The organism is Pseudomonas nicosulfuronedens (genome assembly GCF_005877905.1).
GTDB lineage: Bacteria > Pseudomonadota > Gammaproteobacteria > Pseudomonadales > Pseudomonadaceae > Pseudomonas > Pseudomonas nicosulfuronedens.
The window spans coordinates 23,737-47,989 of the sequence record NZ_SWDV01000049.1 but is presented as its reverse complement, the minus strand read 5'-3'; the positions used below and the strand labels follow the sequence as shown (position 1 = coordinate 47,989).

Below are 24,253 nucleotides of genomic sequence, written 5' to 3'. Positions count from 1 at the left end.
CGATATCTGGGATCCTGTTTTTGCGCTAAACAATCGATCCTGAGCCGATAGACTGGTCCCATCTCCCCCGTTTTCTGGAGCAATCAAGATGGGACAGTTGATCGATGGCCGCTGGCATGACCAGTGGTATGACACCAGCAAAGACGGCCGCTTCCAGCGCGAGAATGCGCAGCGCCGCAATTGGGTCACCGCCGATGGCCAGCCCGGGCCGACTGGCGAGGGAGGCTTCCGAGCCGAAGCCGGCCGCTACCACCTCTACGTATCACTGGCCTGTCCCTGGGCCCACCGCACACTGATCTATCGCCAGCTCAAGGGCCTTGAGTCAGTGATCGACGTTTCGGTCGTCAGCTGGCTGATGCTGGAAAACGGCTGGACCTTCGACAAGGCCCTTGGGTCCACGGGCGATAAGCTCGACGGCCTGACCTTCCTCCATCAACGCTATACCAAGGACGATGCGAATTACACCGGCCGCGTGACCGTTCCGGTGCTGTGGGACAAGCACGAGCAGCGCATTGTCAGTAACGAGTCGGCGGAGATCATCCGCATGTTCAACGTGGCCTTCGACGGGATCACCGGCAACTCGCTGGACCTCTACCCGGAGCCTCTGCGCGCGCAGATCGACGAACTGAACGAACGTATCTACCCAGCCGTGAACAACGGCGTGTACCGCGCCGGCTTCGCCACGACACAGGACGCCTATGAAGAGGCCTTCAAGACGCTATTCAATGAACTCGACTGGCTGGAAGAGCGCCTGGGCCAGCAGCGCTATCTGGCGGGCGAATACCTGACCGAAGCCGATGTGCGCCTGTTCACCACGCTGATTCGCTTCGACGCGGTCTATCATGGCCACTTCAAGTGCAACCTGCGTCGCCTGGCGGACTATCCGAACCTGTCCGGCTGGCTGCGCGAGCTGTATCAGCTGGAGGGCGTTGCCGGAACCGTGGATTTCCAGCACATCAAGAACCACTACTACGCCAGCCACCGCACCATCAACCCGACCGGCGTCGTACCGCTCGGTCCGCTGCAGGATTTCACCGGGCCGCACGGGCGCGAACATCTACCGGGCAAGGGTATTTTCCGTCAGGGCTGAGGCAGTTGCTCGTCAGCAGACCTGTAGGAGCGAGCGGGGGTCAGATGGGCTTGTCGATACCGTCGTAGACCTTCTGCAGCGCGTCCAGGCGTTCCTGGTAGCGCTGCCTGAGGCAGGCCCTGTTGGCGCCGCAGGCGCGGCGCTGCTCCAGCCAAGCGAGCTGGGAGTCACCCAGGTTGCCGCGCATGCCCATGGCGAACAGACCACGCAGCAGGCGATAGGTTGTCGCCACCTGCACATCCATCTCGGAAAGCTGGCGATCTGCGCAGATGGCTTTCTCGTCGGCCTGCCTGGCCTTCTTGCAATCAAAGCTGGCCGCCGAGGCCGGCGCAGTGAACCCCAAGGCACATACTGCGCCCAGGATCACTACGTACAGGCCTTTCATTGCTGCCCTTCGAACCACGCCAGTTTCTCACGCAACTGCACGACTTCCCCCACAATCACCAGGGTCGGCGCATGCACCTCATGCTCCGCCACCAGCTCCGGCAGGTTGGCCAAGGTGCCAGTGAACACGCGCTGATGGACCGTGGTGCCCTGCTGGACGAGCGCTGCCGGCGTGTCGGCAGAACGGCCGTGACGTACCAGCTGCTCGCAGATAACCGGCAAGCCGACCAGCCCCATGTAGAACACCAGGGTCTGCCCGGGGGCGACCAGATCGTTCCACGGCAGGTCGGTGCTGCCGTCCTTCAGATGGCCAGTCACAAAGCGGACGGACTGCGCGTAGTCCCGGTGAGTCAGCGGAATGCCTGCGTAGGCCGCACAACCGCTGGCTGCCGTGATACCCGGCACGACCTGGAACGGGATGCCATTGGCCGCCAGCTCATCAATCTCCTCACCACCACGACCGAAGATGAACGGATCGCCGCCCTTCAGGCGCAGCACACGCTTGCCCTGCTTGGCCAGCTCGACGAGTTGGCGATTGATCTCATCCTGCGGCACGGCGTGATCCGCACGGCGCTTACCGACGTAGAGCCGGTCAGCGTCACGGCGGCACAGCTCGAGGATGGCCGGCGCAACGAGGCGGTCATAGAGCACCACGTCAGCCTGCTGCATCAGGCGAAGGGCGCGGAAGGTCAGCAGGTCGGGATCACCCGGGCCCGCGCCCACCAGATAGACCTCACCGCGAGACTCGGCCTGTGGCGACGCCAGCTTGTCAGCCAGCAGGCGCTCGGCTTCGCTCGGCTGGCCAGCGAGCATGCGCTCGGCGACCGGTCCCTGGAACACGTCTTCCCAGAATTTACGGCGCTGCTGCAGGTCCGGCAGGCGCTGCTTCACGCGCTCGCGGAAGCGGCTGGCCAGACCGGCCAACTGGCCGTAGGTCGCGGGAATCCAGGTTTCCAGCTTGGCGCGCAGCAGTCTTGCCAGTACTGGCGCATCGCCCCCACTGGAAACCGCCACCACCAGCGGCGAACGGTCGACGATGGCCGGGAAGATCACGCTGCAAAGCGACGGCGCATCGACCACATTGACCGGCACGCCACGCTCGTTGGCGTCGCGCGACACCTGGGCATTGAGCGGCTCATCATCCGTCGCAGCGATGACCAGCACGCAGTCCTGCAGGTCGCCTTGGGCGTAGGGACGCAGGAGCAATTCGCCCGCGCCCTCCTCGACTAGCTCACGCAGCTCCGAATGCACTTCCGGTGCCACGACTCGCAGCACCGCGCCGGCGTCGCTCAGCAGGCGCGCCTTGCGCAGTGCGACATCACCGCCGCCGACCAGTAGCGCGCGACGTCCGCGCAGGATGTGGAACAGCGGCAGGAAGTCCATCTCAGCCGATCACCTCGATGCCCGCCATGTACGGCTTGAGCACTTCCGGTACACGGATCGAACCGTCGGCCTGCTGGTAGTTCTCCAGCACGGCGACCAGGGTGCGACCTACCGCCAGACCCGAGCCGTTGAGGGTGTGGACCAGCTCCGGCTTGCCGGTTTCCGGGTTACGGTAGCGCGCCTGCATGCGGCGGGCCTGGAAGTCACCGCAGTTGGAGCAGGAGGAAATCTCGCGGTACTTGTCCTGGCTCGGCACCCAGACTTCCAGGTCGTAGGTCTTGGCCGCGCCGAAGCCCATGTCGCCGGTGCACAGCGCCAGGGCGCGGTACGGCAGTTCCAGGGCCTGAAGAACCTTCTCGGCGTTGCCGACCAGGCTTTCCAGCGCCTCCCAGGACTTCGACGGCTCGACGACCTGCACCATCTCGACCTTGTCGAACTGGTGCTGGCGGATCATGCCACGGGTATCACGACCCGAAGCACCGGCCTCACTGCGGAAGCAGGGAGTGTGGGCGACGAACTTAAGCGGCAATTCCTTCGCATCGAGGATCTGGCCAGCAACGATGTTGGTCAGCGACACTTCGGCGGTCGGGATCAGGTACAGGTCCGCTTCGTCTTCGCGCTGGATCTTGAACAGGTCTTCCTCGAACTTCGGCAGCTGGCCAGTGCCCTGCAGCGCCGGCGCCTGGACCAGGTAAGGGGTGTAGGCCTCTTCGTAACCATGCTCGCGGGTGTGCAGATCGATCATGAACTGCGCCAGGGCACGGTGCAGACGGGCGATCGGACCGCGCATCAGGGCGAAACGGGCACCGGACAGACGCGCGGCGGTCTCGAAGTCCAACCAGCCGTGCTGCTCGCCGAGGGCGACGTGGTCCTTGATCTCGAAATCGAAGGTGCGCGGGGTACCCCAGCGACGGACTTCGACATTGTCGTCTTCATCGGCGCCGACCGGCACGGACTCGTGGGGCAGGTTCGGGATGTTCAGCAGCAGGTTGTCCAGCTCGGCCTGGATGGCGTCCAGTTCGCGCTTGCCGGACTCCAGCTCTTCTGCCATGCGATTGACCTCGGCCTTCAGCGGGGCAACGTCCTCGCCATTCTTCATGGCCTGGCCGATGGCCTTGGAGCGCGAGTTGCGCTCGGCCTGCAGGGCCTCGGTGCGGGTCTGTACGGACTTGCGCTGGCTCTCCAGCGCTTCGATGCGCGCCACGTCCAGGGTGAAGCCACGGGTGGCAAGGCGTTCGGCCACTTCCTGCGGCTGGGTACGAACCAGTTTGGAATCGAGCATGGTGTCTTCTCGTGTCTAGTGTCGGGCGGCGCTCAAGGGCGCCACTTCAGGATTTTCTGCGACGGCGGGAACTGGCCTTGTCGAGGCTGGCCAGGTGGCGCAGCTTTTCGCCGATCTTCAGTTCGAGCCCGCGCGGCACGGGTTGGTAATACTGGCGCGGTTCCATGGACTCGGGGAAGTAGTCTTCTCCGGCCGCATAGGCATCCGGCTCATCATGGGCATAGCGGTACTCGTCGCCATAGCCCAGGTTCTTCATCAGCTTGGTCGGTGCATTGCGCAGATGCAGCGGCACTTCCAGCGAGCCGCTCTCCGCCACGTCCCGGCGCGCCGTGTTGTAGGCGTTGTAAACGGCATTGCTCTTCGGCGCGCAGGCCAGGTAAACAATAGCCTGCGCAATCGCCAGTTCACCTTCGGGACTGCCGAGGCGCTCCTGCACGTCCCAGGCGTGAAGGCACAGGGTCAGGGCGCGTGGATCAGCGTTACCGATGTCCTCGCTGGCCATGCGTACCACGCGGCGGGCGATGTACAGCGGATCGCAGCCGCCATCGAGCATGCGCGAGTACCAGTACAACGCGCCATCGGGACTGGAGCCGCGCACCGACTTGTGCAGCGCGCTGATCTGGTCGTAGAAGGCCTCGCCGCCCTTGTCGAAGCGTCGGCGCGAGTCGCCCAGCAGGTTCTGTAGCAATTCGGCGCTGATCTCGCCGTTGTCTTCGGCGAGGTCCGAAGCATTCTCCAGCAGATTGAGCAGGCGCCGGCCATCGCCATCGGCGGCAGCCATGAGGATGGCGAAGCTGTCGTCGGGTAGGCTGAGATTGCGCTTGCCCAGCCCCTTCTCTTCAGTCAGCGCGCGCTCGACCAGCCGCCGCAGGGCCGCTTCGTCCAGGCTTTTCAGCACATAGACCCGGGCGCGGGACAGCAGCGCGTTATTCAGCTCGAAGGACGGGTTCTCGGTAGTCGCCCCGATGAAAATCAGCGTGCCGTCTTCCACGTAGGGCAAGAAGGCGTCCTGCTGGCTCTTGTTGAAGCGGTGCACCTCGTCGACAAAGAGGATGGTGCGACGGCCGTATTGCGCAGCATGCTGCTTGGCCACTTCGACCGACTGGCGGATCTCCTTCACGCCCGAGAGCACCGCCGAGATGGTCTCGAAGTGGGCGTCGGTGACCTGGGCCAGCAGCTTCGCCAGGGTGGTTTTGCCTACTCCGGGCGGGCCCCAGAAGATCATCGAGTGCAGTGCGCCCTGCTCCAGCGCCTCGCGCAGCGGCTTGCCGCGGGCGAGCAGGTGCTCCTGGCCGACGTACTCGTCCAGGCTGGTCGCACGCAGGCGCGCGGCCAGGGGCTGGGAAACGGGGGCGGAGCGGAACAGATCCAAGGTCTTACCTATTCATTACTCAAAGCAGGGCACTCGACGCAGTCGCGTGGCCCCGGTCACTCCTGGATGACGTCGACGCCCTTGGGCACCTCGAAGACAAACTGCTTGGCATCCATCGGCTCGTTCATCTTCACATCGAAGAACAGAATGTTGGTGCGCTGGCCGACACTGTCGATCAGCTGCATATCGTTCACCACGCCGCTGCGGAAGGAAATCCGCAGGCTGTCGAACAGGGTGTCCTTGGACTTGGGCTTGAGGGTGAAGTCGACCACGTTGCCGCCGTCTTTGGCGGTGATGTCGAAGCTCTGGCCGATCTTCGACACGTCGCCGGAGAGCAGCAGCGCCGGGGTCTGGGTCAGGCGCTGGTCGAGCTTCTGGATAGTGACCTGCTCCAGGTCCGGGTCGTACAGCCAGATTTTCTCACCGTTGGAAATCAGCAGCTGCTCGTTCGGAGCATCGGTGTGCCAGCGGAACAGACCAGGGCGCTTGAGACCCAGGGTGCCAGCGGTTTCCTGCAGGCGGGTGCCACTGCCATCCAGGGTGAGCTGGGAGAAGCGAGCGGTCATTGTCTGGGCCTTGGTGAGCATCCCGCTCAGGCGCTGCGCAGCAGCTTCGTCGGCATGGGCCTGGACGCCGGCAACAGCCAGCGCAGCAACGAACAACAGGCGGATCAGACGCATCGAAATCCTCGAAGTCGAATCAATCACGGATCGGGGCCGGCGCGATGACTTCGCGCGAGCCATTGGTATTCATCGGGGTGACCACGCCGGCCATCTCCATCGCTTCGATCATCCGCGCAGCTCGGTTGTAACCGATCTTCAGCTTGCGCTGTACGGCGGAGATGGAAGCCCGGCGGCTTTCGGTTACAAAGCGCACGGCCTCGTCGTAGAGCGGATCGTCCTCGCTGCCTTCACTGCCTTCACCACCACCGCCACCTTCGAACGAACCGCCACCGCCCTCTTCGGCGCCGGCAAGGATGTCCTCGATGTAGTTAGGCGCGCCACGCAGCTTCCACGCCTCGACGACGCGGTGCACCTCATCGTCAGAGACGAAGGCGCCATGGACACGGATCGGCAGGCCGGTGCCCGGCGGCAGGTAGAGCATGTCGCCGTGGCCCAGCAGCTGCTCGGCGCCGCCCTGGTCGAGGATGGTGCGCGAGTCGATCTTGCTCGAAACCTGGAAGGCGATACGGGTCGGGATGTTCGCCTTGATCAGGCCGGTGATCACGTCCACCGACGGGCGCTGGGTCGCCAGGATCAGGTGAATGCCCGCCGCACGCGCTTTCTGGGCGATACGGGCGATCAGCTCTTCCACCTTCTTGCCGACGATCATCATCATGTCGGCGAATTCGTCGACCACCACCACGATGGTCGGCAGTGTCTGCAGCAGCGGGGCTTCGTCTTCCATGCTCTCGCGGCGGTACAGCGGGTCGGTCAGCGGGGTGCCGGCCTCCTCCGCGTCCTTCACCTTGCGGTTGAAGCCCGCCAAATTACGCACGCCCATGGCCGCCATCAGCTTGTAGCGGCGCTCCATCTCGGCGACGCTCCAACGCAGCGCGTTGGCTGCCTCCTTCATGTCGGTGACCACCGGACAGAGCAGGTGCGGAATGCCTTCGTAGATCGACAGCTCCAGCATCTTCGGGTCGATCATGATCAAGCGCGCCTCTTCGGGCGTGGACTTGAAGAGGATCGACAGCAGCATGGCATTCACGCCCACCGATTTACCGGAACCGGTGGTACCGGCCACCAGCAGGTGAGGCATCTTCGCCAGATCGGTGATGACCGGGTTGCCGCCAATATCGTGCCCCAGGGCGAGCGGCACGGTGGATTTGTGCTCGTCGTATTCCGGCGTCATCAGCACTTCGGAGAAGCGCACCATCTGCCGGTCTTCGTTGGGAATCTCGATACCGACAGTGGTCTTGCCAGGGATGACTTCCACGACGCGCACGCTGATCACGGCCAGCGAGCGCGCTAGGTCCTTGGCCAGGTTGGAGATGCGGCTGACCTTCACACCAGCGGCAGGCTGGATTTCGAAACGAGTGATCACCGGGCCCGGATGCACGGACTCGACGATGACTTCGACGCCGAATTCCTTGAGCTTGATCTCCAGCAGGCGCGACATGGCCTCGAGAGATTCAGGCGAGTAGCTCTGCTTCTTCTCCGAGGCCGGGTCGAGAATCGACAGCGGCGGCAGCGTACCTTCCACGGCGGTATCGACAAACAATGGAGCCTGCTTCTCTTTCAGCACGCGCTTGCTCGGCTCGACCGGTTTGCTGGGTGGCGGCGGGACGTCGATCTTCGGCGCCACGCGCTTCTCGCGCTCCTGCACGCTCTTGACCAGCGCTTCCTCGCGCTCGATCAGGCGCTCCTTGACCTTGGCCTGCTCGCGGCGGTCGGCAACGATCGGCGCGGCAACTTCAGCCACGCGCTCGTCGACTTCACGCAGTTGGGCGACCAGTTGCTTGTGCTCGCTACGGGCGCTCCACCAGCGGTTGGTGGCGTTGTGGATCAGCTCGAAAAGGTCAAGGGTGATCTTGCCGGTGACATCCATCACCTTGAACCAGGACAGGTCGGCGAACACGGTCATGCCGAACAGGAACAGCGCAAGGAACAGCAACGTGCTGCCCTGCACGTTCAGAGCATTGATGCCCAGCTGGCCCAGGCTCTCGCCCAGGGCACCGCCAGCCGTAGCCGGCATATGGGCACCGCTGGTGTGGAAGTGAATGTAGGCCAGCGCGGAACCGGACAGGACCAGGAACACCAGGCCGATCAGGCGCCAGGAGAACAACCAGCCGCTCCACTCCCAGGCCACATGGCGCTTGCGGAAGACCTGGTAGGTCTTCACTGCCAGCAGCAACGGGAACAGGTAGGCAAAGTAGCCCAGTACCATGAACAGGATGTCGGCGCTCAGCGCGCCCAGGCGGCCGGCAGCGTTCTGCACCTGCTCGACGTGACTGGAATGGCTCCAGCCCGGATCGGAGGAATCGTAGGTGAGCAGCGCCATCCACAGGTAAAGGCAGAGCGCGCCGAGCGCGATCAGGGCTCCTTCCTTCAGACGGTAGTGCAGTTGCTGACGCCAGGCGGCGGCATGGCTTGCTGTGGTGTCCTTCAAAACGCTTCTATTCCTGCGCTATGCGCGCTTCCGAGAGTCGTTGGGCCGCGAAACATGCCCATTGTACGGCTTTGGCCGGCCGATGCCAGCGACCCCGGGTGTGCCTGACTGCGCTTTTGCCGGCTTTCCGGGGTTCGGTGTAGCATAGCCCAACACCGATTTTCGGCTGCTCAATTGGAGCATGCATTCTCTTACGTGACAAAGGCTTATGGAGTCTTTTTATGAGTGAAGTCAAGCATTCGCGCCTGATCATCCTGGGCTCCGGCCCCGCGGGCTATACCGCGGCCGTGTACGCCGCGCGCGCCAACCTCAAGCCTGTTGTCATCACCGGCATCCAACCCGGCGGCCAACTCACCACCACCACCGAGGTGGACAACTGGCCCGGCGATGTCGAGGGCCTGACCGGCCCCGCCCTGATGCAGCGCATGGAGCAGCACGCCAAGCGTTTCGATACCGAGATCGTCTACGACCACATCCACACCGCCGAGTTGCAGCAGAAGCCCTTCACCCTCAAGGGTGACAGCGGCACCTATACCTGCGACGCGCTGATTATCGCCACCGGCGCATCCGCCCAGTACCTGGGCATGGCCTCGGAAGAGGCCTTCATGGGCAAGGGTGTTTCCGCCTGCGCTACCTGCGACGGCTTCTTCTATCGCAACCAGGTCGTCTGCGTAGTCGGCGGCGGCAACACCGCCGTGGAAGAGGCGCTATACCTGTCCAACATCGCCAAGGAAGTCCACCTGATCCACCGCCGCGACAAGCTGCGCTCGGAGAAGATTCTGCAGGACAAGCTGTTCGAGAAAGCCAGGAACGGCAACGTACGCCTGCACTGGAACACCACCCTGGACGAAGTCCTGGGCGACAACATGGGCGTCGTCGGCGTGCGTCTGAAGGACGCCGAGAGCGGCGAAACCCGCCAACTGGACCTCTCCGGCGTATTCATCGCCATCGGCCACAAGCCCAATACCGATCTGTTCAAGGGCCAACTGGACATGCATGACGGCTACCTGAAGATCAAGGGCGGCGCCGAAGGCAACGCAACCCTGACCAGCATCGATGGCGTATTCGCTGCCGGTGACGTGGCCGACCACGTCTACCGCCAGGCCATCACCTCCGCCGGCGCCGGCTGCATGGCCGCACTGGACGCCGAAAAGTTCCTCGACGACAACTGATCGGTCCAAGGGGAGGTTCGCCCTCCCCTCCTCCCTATGCTCAAGTGGCTCTCCCGCAGCAATTTTGACTTTCCGCCCCTCGACAAGGCCCTGCATGAGCCCAACGGCCTGCTCGCGGCCGGCGGAGACCTCAACCCGCAGCGCCTGATCCAGGCCTACCGCCATGGCTGCTTCCCCTGGTACCAGGACGGTCAACCGATCCTCTGGTGGTCGCCGGACCCGCGCACCGTACTGTTCCCCGAAGAACTGCACATCTCGCGCAGTCTTGCCAAGTTCATCCGCCAGCAGCAGTACCAGGTCACCATCGACCAGGCCTTCGAACAGGTCATCCGCGGCTGCGCCGGCCCGCGCGATTATGCGGACGGCACCTGGATCACCACGCCGATGCAGGACGCCTATTGCCAGCTGCACCACCTGGGCATCGCCCACTCGGCGGAAGCCTGGCAAGGCGATGAACTGGTTGGCGGACTTTACGGGCTGGCTATCGGCCGACTGTTCTTCGGCGAATCCATGTTCAGCCGCGCTGACAATGCCTCCAAGGTCGCCTTCGTCACCCTGGTGCAGTGCCTGAAGGCCGCCGGTTTTGTGATGATCGACTGCCAGATGCCGACCCAGCACCTGCACAGCTTCGGCGCCCGCGCCATTTCCCGCCGCGAATTCGCCAGCTACCTGCGTCGTCATCTCGACGAAACACCCTCGCAGGACTGGACTTCGCAGGCGGACCCGCTCAGCCTGTCTTAAACTTGCCTGAGGGACCTCGCAGGGGTTGAAGATGACCGAGCTCGCCCGCCTGAAGTTTTACGCCACGCAACCGCATCCATGCAGCTATCTGCCCGAGGAGCAGGCCACCACCCTGTTCCTCGACCCCAGCCAGCCCATGGACGCGCAGTTGTATGCCTCGCTGTCAGAGGTGGGCTTCCGGCGCAGTGGCGAACACCTCTACCGACCGCATTGCCAGCACTGCACCGCGTGCATCCCCGCACGCATCCCGGCCGCCAGCTTCCAGCCAAACCGTCAGCAGAAGCGCATCATCAAGCGCAACGCCGACCTGGAAGTCATCCGCAAGCGCCCCGCCTTCACCGAGGAGTACTACGCCCTCTATATGCGCTACATCGAGCAGCGCCATGCCGATGGGGACATGTACCCACCCAGCCGCGACCAGTTTGCCACCTTCCTGGTGCGCGACTTGCCGTTCAGCTGCTTCTTCGAGTTCCGCCTGCAGGGCCGTCTGCTGGCGGTTGCCGTCACCGACGTGCTGCCCAATGGCCTTTCTGCGGTCTACACCTTCTATGACCCGGACGAGGAGCGCCGCAGCCTGGGCCGATTCGCCATCCTCTGGCAGATCAGCGAAACCGAGCGACTCAACCTGCACGCCGTCTATCTGGGCTACTGGATCAAGAACTGCCGAAAGATGAACTACAAGACCCAGTACCGCCCGATCGAGCTGTTCGTTAACCAGCGCTGGGTGGCGTTGAACTGACGCGAAAACACCCATTGGCGTTGTGGGGCGATTTCAGGCACAATGTGTGCCTTTTTTAATGCCCTGAAACTTCAGGCAACCATAGATACCGAGGGTTCTACTGCATGTCGAAAGAAGACAGCTTCGAAATGGAAGGCACTGTCGTCGACACCCTGCCCAACACCATGTTCCGCGTGGAGTTGGAGAACGGGCACGTCGTTACCGCGCACATCTCCGGGAAGATGCGCAAGAACTACATCCGCATCCTGACCGGCGACAAAGTTCGCGTTGAACTGACGCCCTATGACCTGTCGAAGGGTCGCATCACCTACCGCGCTCGCTGATAGACGGTAGGTGCCGGTAAAAAACCGGCACACAGAAAAACGCCCGGCATTGCCGGGCGTTTTCGTTTGCGTCTGACTGATGCGCGTCAGGCCGGCTCTGCGGCGATCACCTCGAACTCGAAGGCCAGCTCGCCATCCTTCAGGTCCACATGTGCCACACCGCCATGCTCGGCCAGCTCACCGAACAGGATCTCTTCGGCCAGCGGCCGCTTGATCTTGTCCTGGATGAGTCGCGCCATAGGGCGAGCCCCCATCTGCGGGTCATAGCCCTTGTCAGCCAGCCAGCCGCGCGCCGAGTCGCTGACCTCGATCTGCACGTGCTTGTCCTCCAGCTGCGCCTGCAACTCGGTGAGGAACTTGTCGACGATGCTCTTGATGGTCTCGTGGCTCAGGCGGCCGAACTGGATGATGGTGTCCAGGCGGTTGCGGAACTCAGGCGTGAAGCTCTTCTTGATCACTTCCATCGCATCGGTGGAGTGATCCTGCTGCGTGAAGCCAATGGAGGCCCGCGCTGCGGTTTCCGCACCAGCGTTGGTAGTCATGATCAGGATGACGTTGCGGAAGTCCGCCTTGCGCCCGTTGTTGTCGGTCAGAGTGCCGTGGTCCATCACCTGCAGCAGCAGGTTGAAGACTTCCGGGTGCGCCTTCTCGATCTCATCCAGCAGCAGCACGCAGTGCGGCGTCTTGGTGATCGCCTCGGTAAGCAGGCCACCCTGGTCGAAGCCGACATAACCCGGAGGCGCGCCAATCAGACGAGAGACGGTATGCCGCTCCATGTACTCGGACATGTCGAAGCGCACCAACTCTACGCCCAGCGCCTTCGCCAACTGGCGAGCCACCTCGGTCTTGCCCACCCCGGTCGGACCGGAGAACAGGAAGGAGCCGACTGGTTTGTCCGGCGACTTGAGACCGGCGCGTGACAGCTTGATGGCAGTGGACAGCGACTCGATGGCCGCAGCCTGGCCAAACACGGTCAGCTTCAGATCACGCTCAAGGTTGCGCAGCAGCTCTTTATCGGAGCTGGACACGTGCTTGGGCGGAATCCGCGCGATCTTCGCGACGATGTCCTCGACCTGCGGCACCTCGATGCGCTTCACGCGCTTCTCTTCCGGCTGCAGGCGCTGGTAGGCACCGGCCTCGTCGATCACGTCGATGGCCTTGTCCGGCATGTGCCGGTCATTGATGTAGCGGGCAGCCAGCTCGGCGGCGGCACGCAGCGCTTCATCGCTGTACTCGATGTGGTGGTGCTGCTCGAAGCGCGGCTTCAGGCCTTTCAGGATGCCAAAGGTATCCTCGACGGACGGCTCGGTGACGTCGACCTTCTGGAAGCGGCGAGCCAGCGCGCGGTCCTTCTCGAAAATGCCGCGGAATTCCTGGAAGGTGGTCGAGCCGATGCAACGGATCTCACCGGACGACAGCAGCGGCTTCAGCAGGTTGGACGCATCCATCACCCCGCCCGAAGCCGCGCCGGCACCGATGATGGTGTGGATTTCGTCGATGAACAGTACTGCATGCGGGCGCTTGCGCAGTTCGTTGAGCAGCGCCTTGAAGCGCTTCTCGAAATCGCCGCGGTACTTGGTGCCCGCCAGCAGCGCACCCAGGTCCAGGGAGTAGACGACGCTGTCGGACAGCAGGTCCGGCACCTGGCCATCGACGATGCGCTTGGCCAGGCCTTCGGCAATGGCGGTCTTGCCGACACCCGCCTCACCCACCAGCAGAGGGTTGTTCTTGCGGCGACGAGCCAGGATCTGCGCGACGCGCTCGACTTCCGACTCACGCCCGACAAGCGGGTCGATACGCCCCTGGCGCGCCAGGTCGTTCAGATTGCTGGCATAGGCATCCAGTGGATGACTGGAAGTGGAAGACTCGCCGCCCTCCTCGTCCTGCATTTCCTGCTCGCTGTCCTGATGCTCGGCATGCCCCGGCACCTTGGAGATGCCATGGGCGATGTAGTTGACCACGTCGATCCGCGCAACGCTCTGCTGCTTGAGCAGGAACACCGCCTGGCTTTCCTGTTCGCTGAAGATGGCGACCAGCACGTTGGCGCCGGTGACTTCGCGCTTACCGGAACTCTGCACGTGGAATACGGCACGCTGCAGGACACGCTGGAAGCCCAGGGTTGGCTGGGTTTCTCGATCCTCGTCGTGCTGGGGAATCAGCGGCGTGGTGGAATCGATGAACTCCTGCAGGTCTCGCCGCAGCTTGTCCAGATTCGCACCGCACGCTTTCAGAACCGTCGCGGCAGCTTCATTATCCAGAAGCGCCAACAGCAAGTGCTCAACGGTCATGAACTCATGCCGCTTCGCCCGCGCCTCCTTGAAGGCGAGATTGAGGGTGACTTCGAGCTCTCGATTCAACATGACTTCACCTCGCTCCCAAACATCCGCATCAACCTTCTATCTCAATTTCGCACAACAGTGGATGTTGGCTCTCCCTCGCATATTGATTGACCTGCATGGCTTTGGTTTCCGCGACATCGCGGGTAAAGGTCCCGCAGTGCGCCTTGCCCTGGGTATGCACAGTCAACATGACCTTGGTTGCCTGCTCGCGGTTCATGTTGAAGTACAGCTCGAGCACCTCAACCACGAAATCCATCGGAGTGTAATCATCGTTGAACATGATGACCCGATACATGGACGGCGCCTTCAGGGCAGGCTTGGCTTCTTCAACCGCCAGCCCCGTCCCGTCGTCTTCCAATGGATCCGGGCGGTCCTGATTGAATGTTAGTCGAATCTGGCTACTTGCATGCATGCTGGAATAAAAGCTTTGCGAGTGGGTGAATGAGTGGGCCGGCCGGAGTTTGAATCGCCTCTCAGGCCCAGACGACGCCGCCTTGACTAACGGCAAAAGGGTGTTACAACCAAAGGATACCCCCCGGAGGGTATCAGGAGTTCCGGACGCCAGTCTTTAGAAAAAGGCATAGCGGAATAGTAGTGGATGATACTCCAGCGATGGAGTCCTTTGCAGAGGGATATCAGCATGCTTAGCGGTAAGGTCAAGTGGTTCAACAACGCCAAGGGCTACGGTTTCATCCTGGCTGATGGCCGAGATGAGGACCTGTTTGCTCATTACTCGGCAATCCAGATGGATGGCTACAAGACACTCAAGGCCGGCCAACCCGTCAGTTTCGAGATCCTGCAAGGTCCGAAGGGGTTGCACGCGGTGAACATCCAGCCCGTCAACGCCAATGCATCCACCCCGTCCGCGCAGACTGCTCCGAGCAGCGAGGTAGAGAACCTCACGGCGGAAGCCTGATTCGTCAAGGATCAGACGAAACGAAAAAGGCCGGCAGCAAGCCGGCCTTTTTCATGGGCGGAGAACCACCCGGTTACATCTTGGCGATGATCGCGTCGCCGAACTCGGAGCACGACAGCAGCTTGGCACCGTCCATCAGTCGCTCGAAGTCGTAGGTCACGGTCTTCGCGGCGATGGCACCATTAACACCATCGATGATCAGGTCGGCCGCCTCAGGCCAGCCCATGTGGCGCAGCATCATCTCCGCGGAGAGGATCACCGAACCCGGGTTGACCTTGTCCAGACCGGCGTACTTCGGCGCGGTGCCGTGGGTCGCCTCGAACATGGCCACCGAGTCGGACAGGTTGGCGCCCGGCGCGATGCCGATGCCGCCCACTTCCGCCGCCAGGGCATCGGATAGGTAGTCGCCGTTCAGGTTGAGGGTGGCGATCACGTCGTACTCGGCCGGGCGCAGCAGGATTTGCTGCAGCATGGCGTCGGCGATCACATCCTTTACCACGATATTCTTGCCGGTGGCCGGGTTCTTGAACTGCATCCAGGGACCGCCGTCGAGCAACTGCGCACCGAACTCGTCACGGGCGAGCTCATAACCCCAGTCCTTGAAGGCGCCCTCGGTGAATTTCATGATATTGCCCTTGTGGACGATGGTGACCGAGCTGCGGTCATTGTCCACGGCATACTGCAAGGCCTTGCGCACCAGGCGCTTGGTACCCTCCTGGGAAACCGGCTTGATGCCGATGCCGCAGTTTTCGGTGAAGCGGATCTTCTTGACGCCCATTTCCTCGGTGAGGAACTTGATGACCTTCTGCGCCTCAGGGGTGCCAGCCTTCCACTCGACGCCAGCGTAGATGTCTTCGGAGTTCTCGCGGAAGATCACCATGTCGACGTCGCCAGGCTTTTTCACCGGGCTCGGGACACCTTCGAACCAACGCACCGGGCGCAAGCAGACATAAAGGTCGAGTTGCTGGCGCAGGGCCACGTTCAGGGAGCGAATGCCACCGCCCACCGGAGTGGTCAGCGGGCCCTTGATCGATACGACGTAGTCGCGAACGGCATCCAGGGTTTCCTGGGGCAGCCAGGTGTCCTGGTCATAGACCTGCGTGGCCTTCTCGCCGGCGTAGACTTCCATCCACGCGATCTTGCGGTCGCCCTTGTAGGCTTTCTCGACGGCAGCGTCGACGACCTTGATCATGACCGGGCTGATATCGACGCCAATGCCATCGCCCTCGATGAAGGGGATGATCGGGTTCTTCGGTACATTCAAGGACATATCGGCGTTGACGGTGATTTTGTCACCGGCCGGCACCTGGATCTTTTGGTATCCCATGCTGAACTCCGCTTTTTGATTGAAACCCTCTTGCAGCCACAGAGGGTAGCTCACAAGTCGGTAATCGAACTACATCATTCCTTAGTCTAAAAAAGGGACACGCTTCACCCTGCCTTTAGGGTGGTATACTGGCCGGCATGACTTAATGGTCATCGAGGTCCGAGCAGTCTGGGACCAGACTCTCTCCTCGCAGCGGCGCACGTCCTCACCAGGATCCCGCCGTACAACGCTCTACTGGCGCCCCAATATCCCCGCGGCAAATCTCGAAGGTCGGTCAACCACTTCGCTGACCGCAAGCGTGTACCAACGCGATTCGAGACTCTGTGCGCGCCCAGCAAAGAAGAGAGTTAGAACGAGATGTCCATCCGCTCGAAGATCACCTACACCTTCACCGACGAAGCACCCGCCCTTGCCACCTATTCGCTTCTTCCTATCGTAAAAGCCTTTGCCGCTTCCGCCGGCATCGACGTCGAGACCCGCGACATCTCTCTTTCGGGCCGTATCCTGGCCTCCTTCGCTGACAAGCTCGGCGACAAGGCGATCGAAGACGATCTGGCCTACCTGGCCGTACTGGCCACTGACTCCAAAGCCAACATCATCAAGCTGCCGAACATCTCCGCTTCGGTACCGCAGCTCAAGGGCGCCATCGCAGAACTGCAGAAGCTGGGCTACGCCGTCCCGGACTTCCCGGAAGACCCGCAGACTGATGAAGAGAAAGACACTCGCGCCCGCTACGCCAAGGTCCTGGGCAGCGCCGTGAACCCGGTCCTGCGTGAAGGTAACTCCGACCGCCGTGCCCCGGCCGCCGTGAAAGCCTACGCCCGCAAGCACCCGCACAGCATGGGCAAGTGGAGCATGGCTTCGCGCTCCCACGCCGACTACATGCGCGGCGGTGACTTCTTCTCCAGCGAGCAGTCGGTCACCATCCCGAAGGCCGGTGAAGTCCGCATCGAGTTCGTCGGCAAGGACGGCAAGGTCGAGACCAAGAAGACCCTGAAGATGCAGGACGGCGAAGTCCTCGACAGCATGTTCATGAGCTGCAGCAAACTGCGCGCCTTCTTCGAGAAGACCCTGCAGGACTGCAAGGAAACCGGTGTCATGTGGTCCCTGCACGTCAAGGCCACCATGATGAAGATCTCCCACCCGATCGTCTTCGGCCACGCTGTCACCGTCTACTACAAGGACGTGTTCGAGAAGTATGGCCAGCTGTTCGAAGAGCTGGGCGTGAACCCGAACAACGGCATCTCCAGCGTCTACGACAAGATCAAGTCGCTGCCGGCCTCGCAGCAGGAAGAAATCCTCCACGACATCCACGAGGTGTACAGCCACCGTCCGGAAATGGCGATGGTCGATTCGGTCAAGGGCATCACCAACCTGCACATCCCCAGTGACGTGATCGTCGACGCGTCCATGCCGGCCATGATCCGCAACTCGGGTCAGATGTGGGGCAAGGACGGCAAGCAGAAAGACACCAAAGCGGTCATGCCGGAAAGCACCTACGCCCGCATCTACCAGGAAATGATCAACTTCTGCAAAACCAACGGCGCGTTCGACCCGACCACCATGGGCAGCGTACCGAACGTTGGCCTGATGGCGCAGAAGGCCGAAGAATACGGCTCCCACGACAAGACCTTCGAACTGGAAGCTGACGGCGTGATGCGCGTTGTCGACGCTGACGGCAAGGTCCTGATGCAGCACGAAGTGCAAGCCGGCGACATCTGGCGCGCCTGCCAGACCAAGGACGCCCCGATCCGCGACTGGGTCAAGCTGGCCGTTACCCGCGCCCGCGCTTCCAACACCCCGGCCATCTTCTGGCTGGACCCGGAACGCGCCCACGACAACGAGCTGCGCAAGAAGGTCGAGCTGTACCTGAAAGACCACGACCTGACCGGCCTGGACATCAGCATCAAGGGCTACAACGAGGCCATCCGTACCAGCATGGAGCGTCAGCTGCGCGGCCAGGACACCATCTCGGTGACCGGCAACGTCCTGCGCGACTACCTGACCGACCTGTTCCCGATCATGGAGCTGGGCACCTCGGCCAAGATGCTGTCCATCGTTCCGCTGATGGCGGGCGGCGGCATGTACGAAACCGGCGCCGGCGGCTCGGCTCCGAAACACGTACAGCAACTGGTTGAAGAAAACTACCTGCGTTGGGACTCCCTGGGCGAGTTCCTGGCCCTGGCCGTCTCCTTCGAGGAAGAAGGCATCAAGACCGATAACGCCAAGGCCAAGGTACTCGGCAAGACCCTGGACATCGCCACCGGCAAGCTGCTCGACAACAACAAGTCGCCGTCGCGCAAAATCGGTGAGATCGACAACCGCGGCAGCCACTTCTACCTGGCCATGTACTGGGCCCAGGCCCTGGCCGAGCAGAACGACGACGCCGAGCTGAAAGCTCACTTTGCCGGCCTGGCCAAAACCCTGACCGAGAAGGAAGCAGCCATCGTCGCCGAACTGAACGGCGTACAGGGCAAGCCGGCGGAAATCGGTGGCTACTACCGTTCCGATGCGGAGCTGACCAGCAAGGTCATGCGCCCGAGCGCGACCTTCAACGCCGCGATCGACGCACTGGCGTAAACCGCTTCGTGTGACACCAGAACCCCCGGCCCTGCCGGGGGTTCTGCTTTCTGCGCTCGACAAAGTTAAACTCGCGCCCTTTTACGCCATCTTCCGAAGGGGAATACACCCATGCGCTGGCTAGCACACGTCACCGTCGCCACTATCGTCGAAGACCAGGGCCGCTTCCTGCTCGTGGAAGAAATGTCCGCTGACAAAAAACAGGTCTTCAACCAGCCCGCCGGCCACCTGGAAGCCAACGAAACCCTGCTCGAGGCCGCCGTGCGCGAAACTCTCGAAGAAACCGGCTGGGACGTAGAGCTGACTGCCGTCACCGGCATCTACCTGTACACCGCGCCGAGCAACGGCGTGACCTACCAGCGCGTCTGCTTTGCAGCCCGCCCTGTGCGCCATCACCCCGAGCGCGCACTGGACGACGGCATCCTCGGCGCCCGCTGGATGACCCGCGAAGAGCTGGCCGCACAACCCGAGCGCTGGCGCAGCCACCTGGTTCTGCGCTGTATCGACGATTATCTGGAAGGCGAGCGCTTCCCGCTCGCTCTGATCCGCGACTGAGCCGAGCCCGAGCCTCTGCCGCTCGGCTCTGGTAGAATCCCCGCCTTTACCTGCACCCGTGATGCGCCACCATGTCTGATTCCCTGAAAGCCCCACAGAACACCCGCGTCATCGTCGGCATGTCCGGCGGCGTGGACTCCTCCGTCTCCGCCCTCCTCCTCAAGGAACAGGGCTACCAGGTGGAAGGCCTGTTCATGAAGAACTGGGAAGAGGACGACGGCACCGAATATTGCACCGCCATGACCGACCTGGCCGACGCCCAGGCGGTCTGCGACCGCATCGGCATCAAGCTGCACACGGCCAACTTCGCCGCGGAATACTGGGACAACGTCTTCGAGCACTTCCTCGAGGAATACAAGGCCGGCCGCACGCCAAACCCGGACATCCTCTGCAACCGCGAAATCAAGTTCAAAGCCTTCCTCGACTATGCCGTCGCCCTGGGCGCCGATCTGATTGCCACCGGCCACTACGTGCGCCGCCGTGACATCGACGGCCGCAGCGAACTGCTCAAGGGCCTGGATCCGAACAAGGACCAGAGCTACTTCCTTCATGCCGTGGGCGGCGAGCAGATCGGCAAGACCCTGTTCCCAGTCGGCGAGCTGGAGAAGCCCGAGGTCCGAGCCATCGCCGAGAAATACGGCCTGGCCACCGCGAAGAAGAAAGACTCCACCGGCATCTGCTTCATCGGCGAGCGCCGCTTCAGCGACTTCCTCAAGCAGTACCTGCCGGCCCAGCCGGGCAACATCGAGACGACCGACGGCACGGTCATCGGCAAGCACGTCGGCCTGATGTACCACACCATCGGCCAGCGCCAAGGTTTGGGCATAGGTGGCCTGAAGAATGCCGATGACAGCCCCTGGTACGTGCTGGAAAAGGACCTGGCACGCAACGTCCTGGTCGTCGGCCAAGGCAACGATCACCCCTGGCTGTTCTCCCGCGCCCTGCACGCTTCGCACATCTATTGGGTCAACCCCATCGATCTGGACCAGCCCAAGGCCCTGCGCGCCAAGGTGCGCTACCGCCAGGCAGATCAGGATTGTGTGCTGGAGCGCACCGAGAACGGCTACCGCGCCGTCTTCGACGAGCCGCAGCGCGCCGTCACCCCCGGCCAGTCCGTGGTCTTCTATGACGGCGAAATCTGCCTCGGCGGCGGCGTCATAGAATCGGCCGAACCCGCTTTCGCTAAGGAACCTGCATGAGCGATCTGCACGACCAGATCATCGCCCTCTCCGGCGTCTTCGAAGCCGCCTCCCTGGTAGACCGCCTGGCCCGCACGGGGCAGATTCCCGAGGCGCCGCTGGGCTGCATGCTCGGCAGCCTGCTGGTGCGCGACCCGAAGACCACCCTCGATGTCTACGGGGGCGACACCGCCAACCTGCGCGAGGGCTTCCGTGCCCTGGTCAGCGCCCTGGAGCGCGACCCCAACAGCCTGCAGCGCGAACCACTGCGCTACGCCCTGTCGCTGATCGGCCTGGAACGCCAGCTGAGCAAGCGCGACGACATGCTCGACATCATGGGCACCCGCCTGGACCAGATCCAGCAGCAGGTGCAGCACTTCGGCCTGGTCCACGAGAACGTCATCGCCTCCTGCGCCGGCCTCTACCAGGACACCCTGAGCACCTTCCGTCAACGTATCCAGGTGCATGGCGACATGCGCCACCTGCAGATCAACGCCAACGCCGCGCGCATCCGCGCCTTGCTGCTGGCCGGCATCCGCTCTGCGCGCCTGTGGCGACAGCTCGGCGGCAATCGCTGGCAGATGCTGTTCAGCCGGAAGAAAATGCTGAACGAACTGCGCCCCCTGCTGCGCAGCTGAAACACTTCCTTGCGGTCGCCGCAAGGGCGACCGGTTCGCGCCATTCGTGTATGATGTGCGCCCTTTTCGTTGACCGACAGCTACGAGAACGCCCCATGCAGCTTTCCTCCCTTACCGCGGTATCCCCCGTTGACGGCCGTTACGGCAGCAAAACCAGCGCCCTGCGTCCGATCTTCAGCGAGTACGGCCTGATCCGTTTCCGCGTCCTGGTGGAGGTTCGCTGGCTGCAGCGTCTCGCCGCCCATGCCGGCATCCCTGAAGTCGCCCCCTTCTCCGCCGAAGCCAACGCCCTGCTGAATCAGCTGGCCGACGACTTCCAGCTGGAGCACGCGCAGCGCATCAAAGACATCGAGCGCACCACCAACCACGACGTCAAGGCCGTGGAATACCTGCTCAAGGAACAAGCCGCCAAGCTGCCGGAACTGGCCAAGGTCAGCGAGTTCATCCACTTCGCCTGCACCTCCGAGGACATCAACAACCTGTCCCACGCCCTGATGCTGCGCGAAGGCCGTGATACCGTGCTGCTGCCGCTTATGCGCCAGATCGCCGATTCCATCCGTGAGCTGGCGGTAAAATTCGCCGACGTGCCGATGCTCTCGCGCACCCACGGCCAGCCGGCCTCCCCGACCACTCTGGGCAAGGAACTGGCCAACGTCGTCTACCGCCTGGAGCGCCAGATCAAGCAGGTCGCTTCCGTCGAGCTGCTGGGCAAGATCAACGGCGCCGTGGGCAACTACAACGCCCACCTGTCGGCCTACCCGCAAGTGGATTGGGAAGCCAACGCCCGCGAATTCATCGAAGGTGATCTGGGCCTGAACTGGAACCCCTACACCACCCAAATCGAGCCGCACGACTACATCGCCGAGCTGTTCGACGCCGTCGCGCGCTTCAACACCATCCTCATCGATTTCGACCGCGACGTCTGGGGCTACATCTCCCTGGGCTACTTCAAGCAGAAGACCGTTGCTGGCGAGATCGGCTCCTCGACCATGCCGCACAAGGTCAACCCGATCGACTTCGAGAACTCCGAAGGCAACCTGGGGATCGCCAACGCGCTGCTGCAGCACCTGGCCAGCAAACTGCCAATCTCCCGCTGGCAGCGCGACCTGACCGACTCCACCGTGCTGCGCAACCTGGGCGTCGGCTTCGCCCATAGCGTCATCGCCTACGAAGCCAGCCTCAAGGGCATCGGCAAGCTGGAGCTGAATGCTGCACGCATCGCCGACGACCTGGACGCCTGCTGGGAAGTCCTCGCCGAGCCGGTGCAGACCGTGATGCGCCGCTACGGCATCGAGAACCCCTACGAGAAGCTCAAGGAACTGACTCGCGGCAAAGGCATCAGCGCCGAAGCCCTGCAGGTGTTCATCGAGGGCCTCGACATGCCGGCAGAAGCCAAGGCCGAGCTGAAGCAACTGACCCCCGCGAACTACATCGGTAACGCTGCCGCCCAGGCCAAGCGCATCTGAGATTCGCCCCGACTTTGCACGCCCGGCTGTGCCGGGCGTTTTTGTTTCAAGGACTTAACGATGAATCCTGTTATTCCTCTTCAGCTTTTGGGCGGCATCAGCGCCGAAGAATTCCTCCGCGATTACTGGCAGAAAAAGCCTCTGCTGGTACGCCAGGCCATCCCCGACTTCAAGAGCCCGCTGGACCCTGACGAACTGGCCGGCCTCGCCCTGGAAGAGATGATCGAGTCGCGCATCGTCCTCGAACACGGCGACAGCCCGTGGGAACTGCGCCGCGGCCCGTTCCAGGAAGACACCTTCAGCCAGATGCCCGAGCGCGACTGGACCCTGCTGGTCCAGGCCGTCGACCAGTTCATCCCGGAAGTCGCCGAACTACTGGAACACTTCAAGTTCCTCCCCAGCTGGCGTATTGATGACGTAATGATCAGCTACGCCGCACCGGGTGGCGGCGTCGGCCCGCACTTCGACAACTACGACGTGTTCCTGCTGCAGGGCCACGGCCGTCGCCGCTGGAAAGTCGGCCAGACCTGCGACGCCACCAGCCCGATGCTGCCCCACGCCGACCTGCGCATCCTCGCGGAATTCGAGGAGAACGCCGACTGGGTCCTGGAACCCGGCGACATGCTCTACCTGCCGCCGCGCGTGGCCCACTATGGCATCGCCGAAGACGACTGCATGACCTACTCGGTCGGCTTCCGCGCACCCAGCGCCGCCGAAGTGCTGACCCACTTCACCGACTTCCTCGCCCAGTTCCTCTCCGACGAGGAGCGCTACAGCGACGCCGGCATGGCCGCAATGAAAGGCGACTCCGACCAGCACCAGATCCAGCGCGACGCCCTCGATCGCCTGAAGAATCTGCTGCAGGAGCACATGAGCGATGAACGCCTGCTGCTCACCTGGTTCGGCCAGTTCATGACCGAGCCACGCTACCCGGAACTCGTGGCTGGCGAGGAGATCGAGGAAGACGATCTGACAGCCGCCATCGAAGACGGCGAAGTACTGATCCGCAACCCCAGCGCCCGCATGGCCTGGAGCGAAGTGGACGTCGGCCTGCTGCTGTTCGCCAGCGGCCAGACCGTGGTGCTGCCGGAAAAACTGCGCGACCTGCTCAAGCTGGTCTGCTCGGCGGAGTCGCTGCACGAAGGGAATCTCGGCCAATGGCTGGCCGACGACGATGGGCGTAAGCTCATCGGAGAACTGATCAAACAGGGCAGTCTGGAGTTTGCCGATGAGTAGCAAGATCAGGGTTCGCGTCGCAGACTGGCAGAAGGATAATGCCGATCTGCGGCGCATTCGCGAGGCGGTTTTCATCGCCGAGCAATCGGTCCCGCCGGAACTCGAATGGGACGCCGAGGATGTCGAAGCCGTGCACTTCCTGGCCTTCGAAGGCGACTACGCCATCGGCACCGCCCGCCTCCTGCCGGACGGGCACATTGGCCGGGTGTCGGTCCTCAAGGACTGGCGCGGCCTGAAGGTCGGCGACCTGCTGATGCGTGCCGCCATCGAACAGGCGGAAAGCCAGGGCCTGCAGCGCCAGTTGCTGACAGCGCAGGTCTACGCCATCCCCTTCTACGAACGACTAGGCTTCCAGGTAGCCAGCGGCGAATTCCTCGACGCCGGCCTCCCCCACGTGGACATGGTGCGCGAAAGCGCCTGA

General features: G+C 62.8%; 22 protein-coding genes. 13 read left to right on the top strand and 9 right to left on the bottom strand.

Annotation, left to right across the window (positions count from 1 at the left end; all coding sequences use genetic code 11):
* Positions 1-88: 88 nt before the first annotated feature.
* Positions 89-1,090, top strand: a complete 1,002-nt coding sequence (locus tag FAS41_RS27690) for a glutathione S-transferase family protein (protein ID WP_138526529.1) — start codon at positions 89-91, stop codon at positions 1,088-1,090.
* Positions 1,091-1,130: 40 nt separating this feature from the next.
* On the opposite strand, the gene FAS41_RS27685 is transcribed toward FAS41_RS27690, so the two are convergent.
* From FAS41_RS27685 to ftsK, 6 genes are read right to left on the bottom strand one after another with little or no spacing between them, the layout of a single operon-like run.
* Positions 1,131-1,475, bottom strand: a complete 345-nt coding sequence (locus tag FAS41_RS27685; RefSeq protein ID WP_138526528.1) for a lysozyme inhibitor LprI family protein — start codon at positions 1,473-1,475, stop codon at positions 1,131-1,133.
* On the bottom strand, positions 1,472-2,857 hold the full coding sequence (cysG, locus tag FAS41_RS27680) for a siroheme synthase CysG (RefSeq protein ID WP_138526527.1): 1,386 nt from the start codon (positions 2,855-2,857) through the stop codon (positions 1,472-1,474). The genes FAS41_RS27685 and cysG overlap by 4 nt, the downstream gene beginning before the upstream one ends.
* A gap of 1 nt (position 2,858) precedes the next feature.
* Positions 2,859-4,139: a serine--tRNA ligase gene (gene serS, locus FAS41_RS27675; RefSeq protein WP_138526526.1), complete on the bottom strand. Its 1,281-nt coding sequence runs from the start codon at positions 4,137-4,139 to the stop codon at positions 2,859-2,861.
* A 46-nt stretch (positions 4,140-4,185) separates the two neighbouring features.
* Positions 4,186-5,511, bottom strand: coding sequence for a replication-associated recombination protein A (locus FAS41_RS27670; RefSeq protein ID WP_081520470.1), 1,326 nt, complete (start codon positions 5,509-5,511; stop codon positions 4,186-4,188).
* A 56-nt stretch (positions 5,512-5,567) separates the two neighbouring features.
* Complete coding sequence (gene lolA / locus FAS41_RS27665) at positions 5,568-6,191, bottom strand: outer membrane lipoprotein periplasmic chaperone LolA (protein ID WP_138526525.1); 624 nt, start codon at positions 6,189-6,191, stop codon at positions 5,568-5,570.
* A 19-nt stretch (positions 6,192-6,210) separates the two neighbouring features.
* The gene (ftsK, locus tag FAS41_RS27660; RefSeq protein ID WP_138526524.1) at positions 6,211-8,622 is read right to left on the bottom strand and encodes a DNA translocase FtsK; all 2,412 of its coding nucleotides are present in this window, start codon (positions 8,620-8,622) and stop codon (positions 6,211-6,213) included.
* A 221-nt stretch (positions 8,623-8,843) separates the two neighbouring features.
* Between ftsK and trxB the strand changes: the two genes are divergently transcribed.
* From trxB to infA, 4 genes are all read left to right on the top strand, one after another.
* Positions 8,844-9,794 (top strand): thioredoxin-disulfide reductase, encoded by a 951-nt coding sequence (gene trxB, locus FAS41_RS27655; protein WP_138526523.1) that lies wholly within the window; start codon positions 8,844-8,846, stop codon positions 9,792-9,794.
* 36 nt (positions 9,795-9,830) lie between these two features.
* Entirely contained in the window at positions 9,831-10,535 is a 705-nt protein-coding gene (gene aat, locus FAS41_RS27650) for a leucyl/phenylalanyl-tRNA--protein transferase (protein WP_138526522.1), read from the top strand.
* Positions 10,536-10,566: 31 nt separating this feature from the next.
* The gene (locus tag FAS41_RS27645; RefSeq protein ID WP_138526521.1) at positions 10,567-11,274 is read left to right on the top strand and encodes an arginyltransferase; all 708 of its coding nucleotides are present in this window, start codon (positions 10,567-10,569) and stop codon (positions 11,272-11,274) included.
* A 104-nt stretch (positions 11,275-11,378) separates the two neighbouring features.
* On the top strand, positions 11,379-11,597 hold the full coding sequence (gene infA / locus FAS41_RS27640) for a translation initiation factor IF-1 (protein ID WP_002553999.1): 219 nt from the start codon (positions 11,379-11,381) through the stop codon (positions 11,595-11,597).
* Positions 11,598-11,683: 86 nt separating this feature from the next.
* Here the strand turns inward: infA and clpA are convergent, their stop codons facing one another.
* A complete protein-coding gene (clpA, locus tag FAS41_RS27635; protein ID WP_081520476.1) occupies positions 11,684-13,957 on the bottom strand; it encodes an ATP-dependent Clp protease ATP-binding subunit ClpA in 2,274 nt (757 codons plus the stop codon).
* 28 nt (positions 13,958-13,985) lie between these two features.
* Positions 13,986-14,348 (bottom strand): ATP-dependent Clp protease adapter ClpS, encoded by a 363-nt coding sequence (clpS, locus tag FAS41_RS27630; RefSeq protein WP_138526520.1) that lies wholly within the window; start codon positions 14,346-14,348, stop codon positions 13,986-13,988.
* 228 nt (positions 14,349-14,576) lie between these two features.
* On the opposite strand from clpS, the gene cspD reads away from it, so the two are divergent.
* Entirely contained in the window at positions 14,577-14,852 is a 276-nt protein-coding gene (cspD, locus tag FAS41_RS27625; protein ID WP_045214920.1) for a cold shock domain-containing protein CspD, read from the top strand.
* A gap of 73 nt (positions 14,853-14,925) precedes the next feature.
* Here cspD and icd read toward each other — a convergent pair whose 3' ends face one another.
* Positions 14,926-16,179, bottom strand: coding sequence for an NADP-dependent isocitrate dehydrogenase (icd, locus tag FAS41_RS27620; protein ID WP_138526519.1), 1,254 nt, complete (start codon positions 16,177-16,179; stop codon positions 14,926-14,928).
* 357 nt (positions 16,180-16,536) lie between these two features.
* On the opposite strand from icd, the gene FAS41_RS27615 reads away from it, so the two are divergent.
* From FAS41_RS27615 to FAS41_RS27585, 7 genes are all read left to right on the top strand, one after another.
* Entirely contained in the window at positions 16,537-18,759 is a 2,223-nt protein-coding gene (locus tag FAS41_RS27615) for an NADP-dependent isocitrate dehydrogenase (RefSeq protein ID WP_138526518.1), read from the top strand.
* A gap of 111 nt (positions 18,760-18,870) precedes the next feature.
* Positions 18,871-19,314, top strand: coding sequence for an NUDIX hydrolase (locus FAS41_RS27610; RefSeq protein WP_138526517.1), 444 nt, complete (start codon positions 18,871-18,873; stop codon positions 19,312-19,314).
* A gap of 71 nt (positions 19,315-19,385) precedes the next feature.
* A complete protein-coding gene (gene mnmA, locus FAS41_RS27605; protein ID WP_171049566.1) occupies positions 19,386-20,513 on the top strand; it encodes a tRNA 2-thiouridine(34) synthase MnmA in 1,128 nt (375 codons plus the stop codon).
* Entirely contained in the window at positions 20,510-21,130 is a 621-nt protein-coding gene (hflD, locus tag FAS41_RS27600) for a high frequency lysogenization protein HflD (RefSeq protein WP_138526516.1), read from the top strand. The genes mnmA and hflD overlap by 4 nt, the downstream gene beginning before the upstream one ends.
* Before the next feature lie 95 nt (positions 21,131-21,225).
* Positions 21,226-22,596 (top strand): adenylosuccinate lyase, encoded by a 1,371-nt coding sequence (purB, locus tag FAS41_RS27595; RefSeq protein ID WP_138526515.1) that lies wholly within the window; start codon positions 21,226-21,228, stop codon positions 22,594-22,596.
* 60 nt (positions 22,597-22,656) lie between these two features.
* Entirely contained in the window at positions 22,657-23,832 is a 1,176-nt protein-coding gene (locus FAS41_RS27590; protein WP_138526514.1) for a ribosomal protein uL16 3-hydroxylase, read from the top strand.
* The gene (locus FAS41_RS27585; protein WP_017517103.1) at positions 23,825-24,253 is read left to right on the top strand and encodes a GNAT family N-acetyltransferase; all 429 of its coding nucleotides are present in this window, start codon (positions 23,825-23,827) and stop codon (positions 24,251-24,253) included. Before FAS41_RS27590 ends, FAS41_RS27585 begins: the two co-directional genes overlap by 8 nt.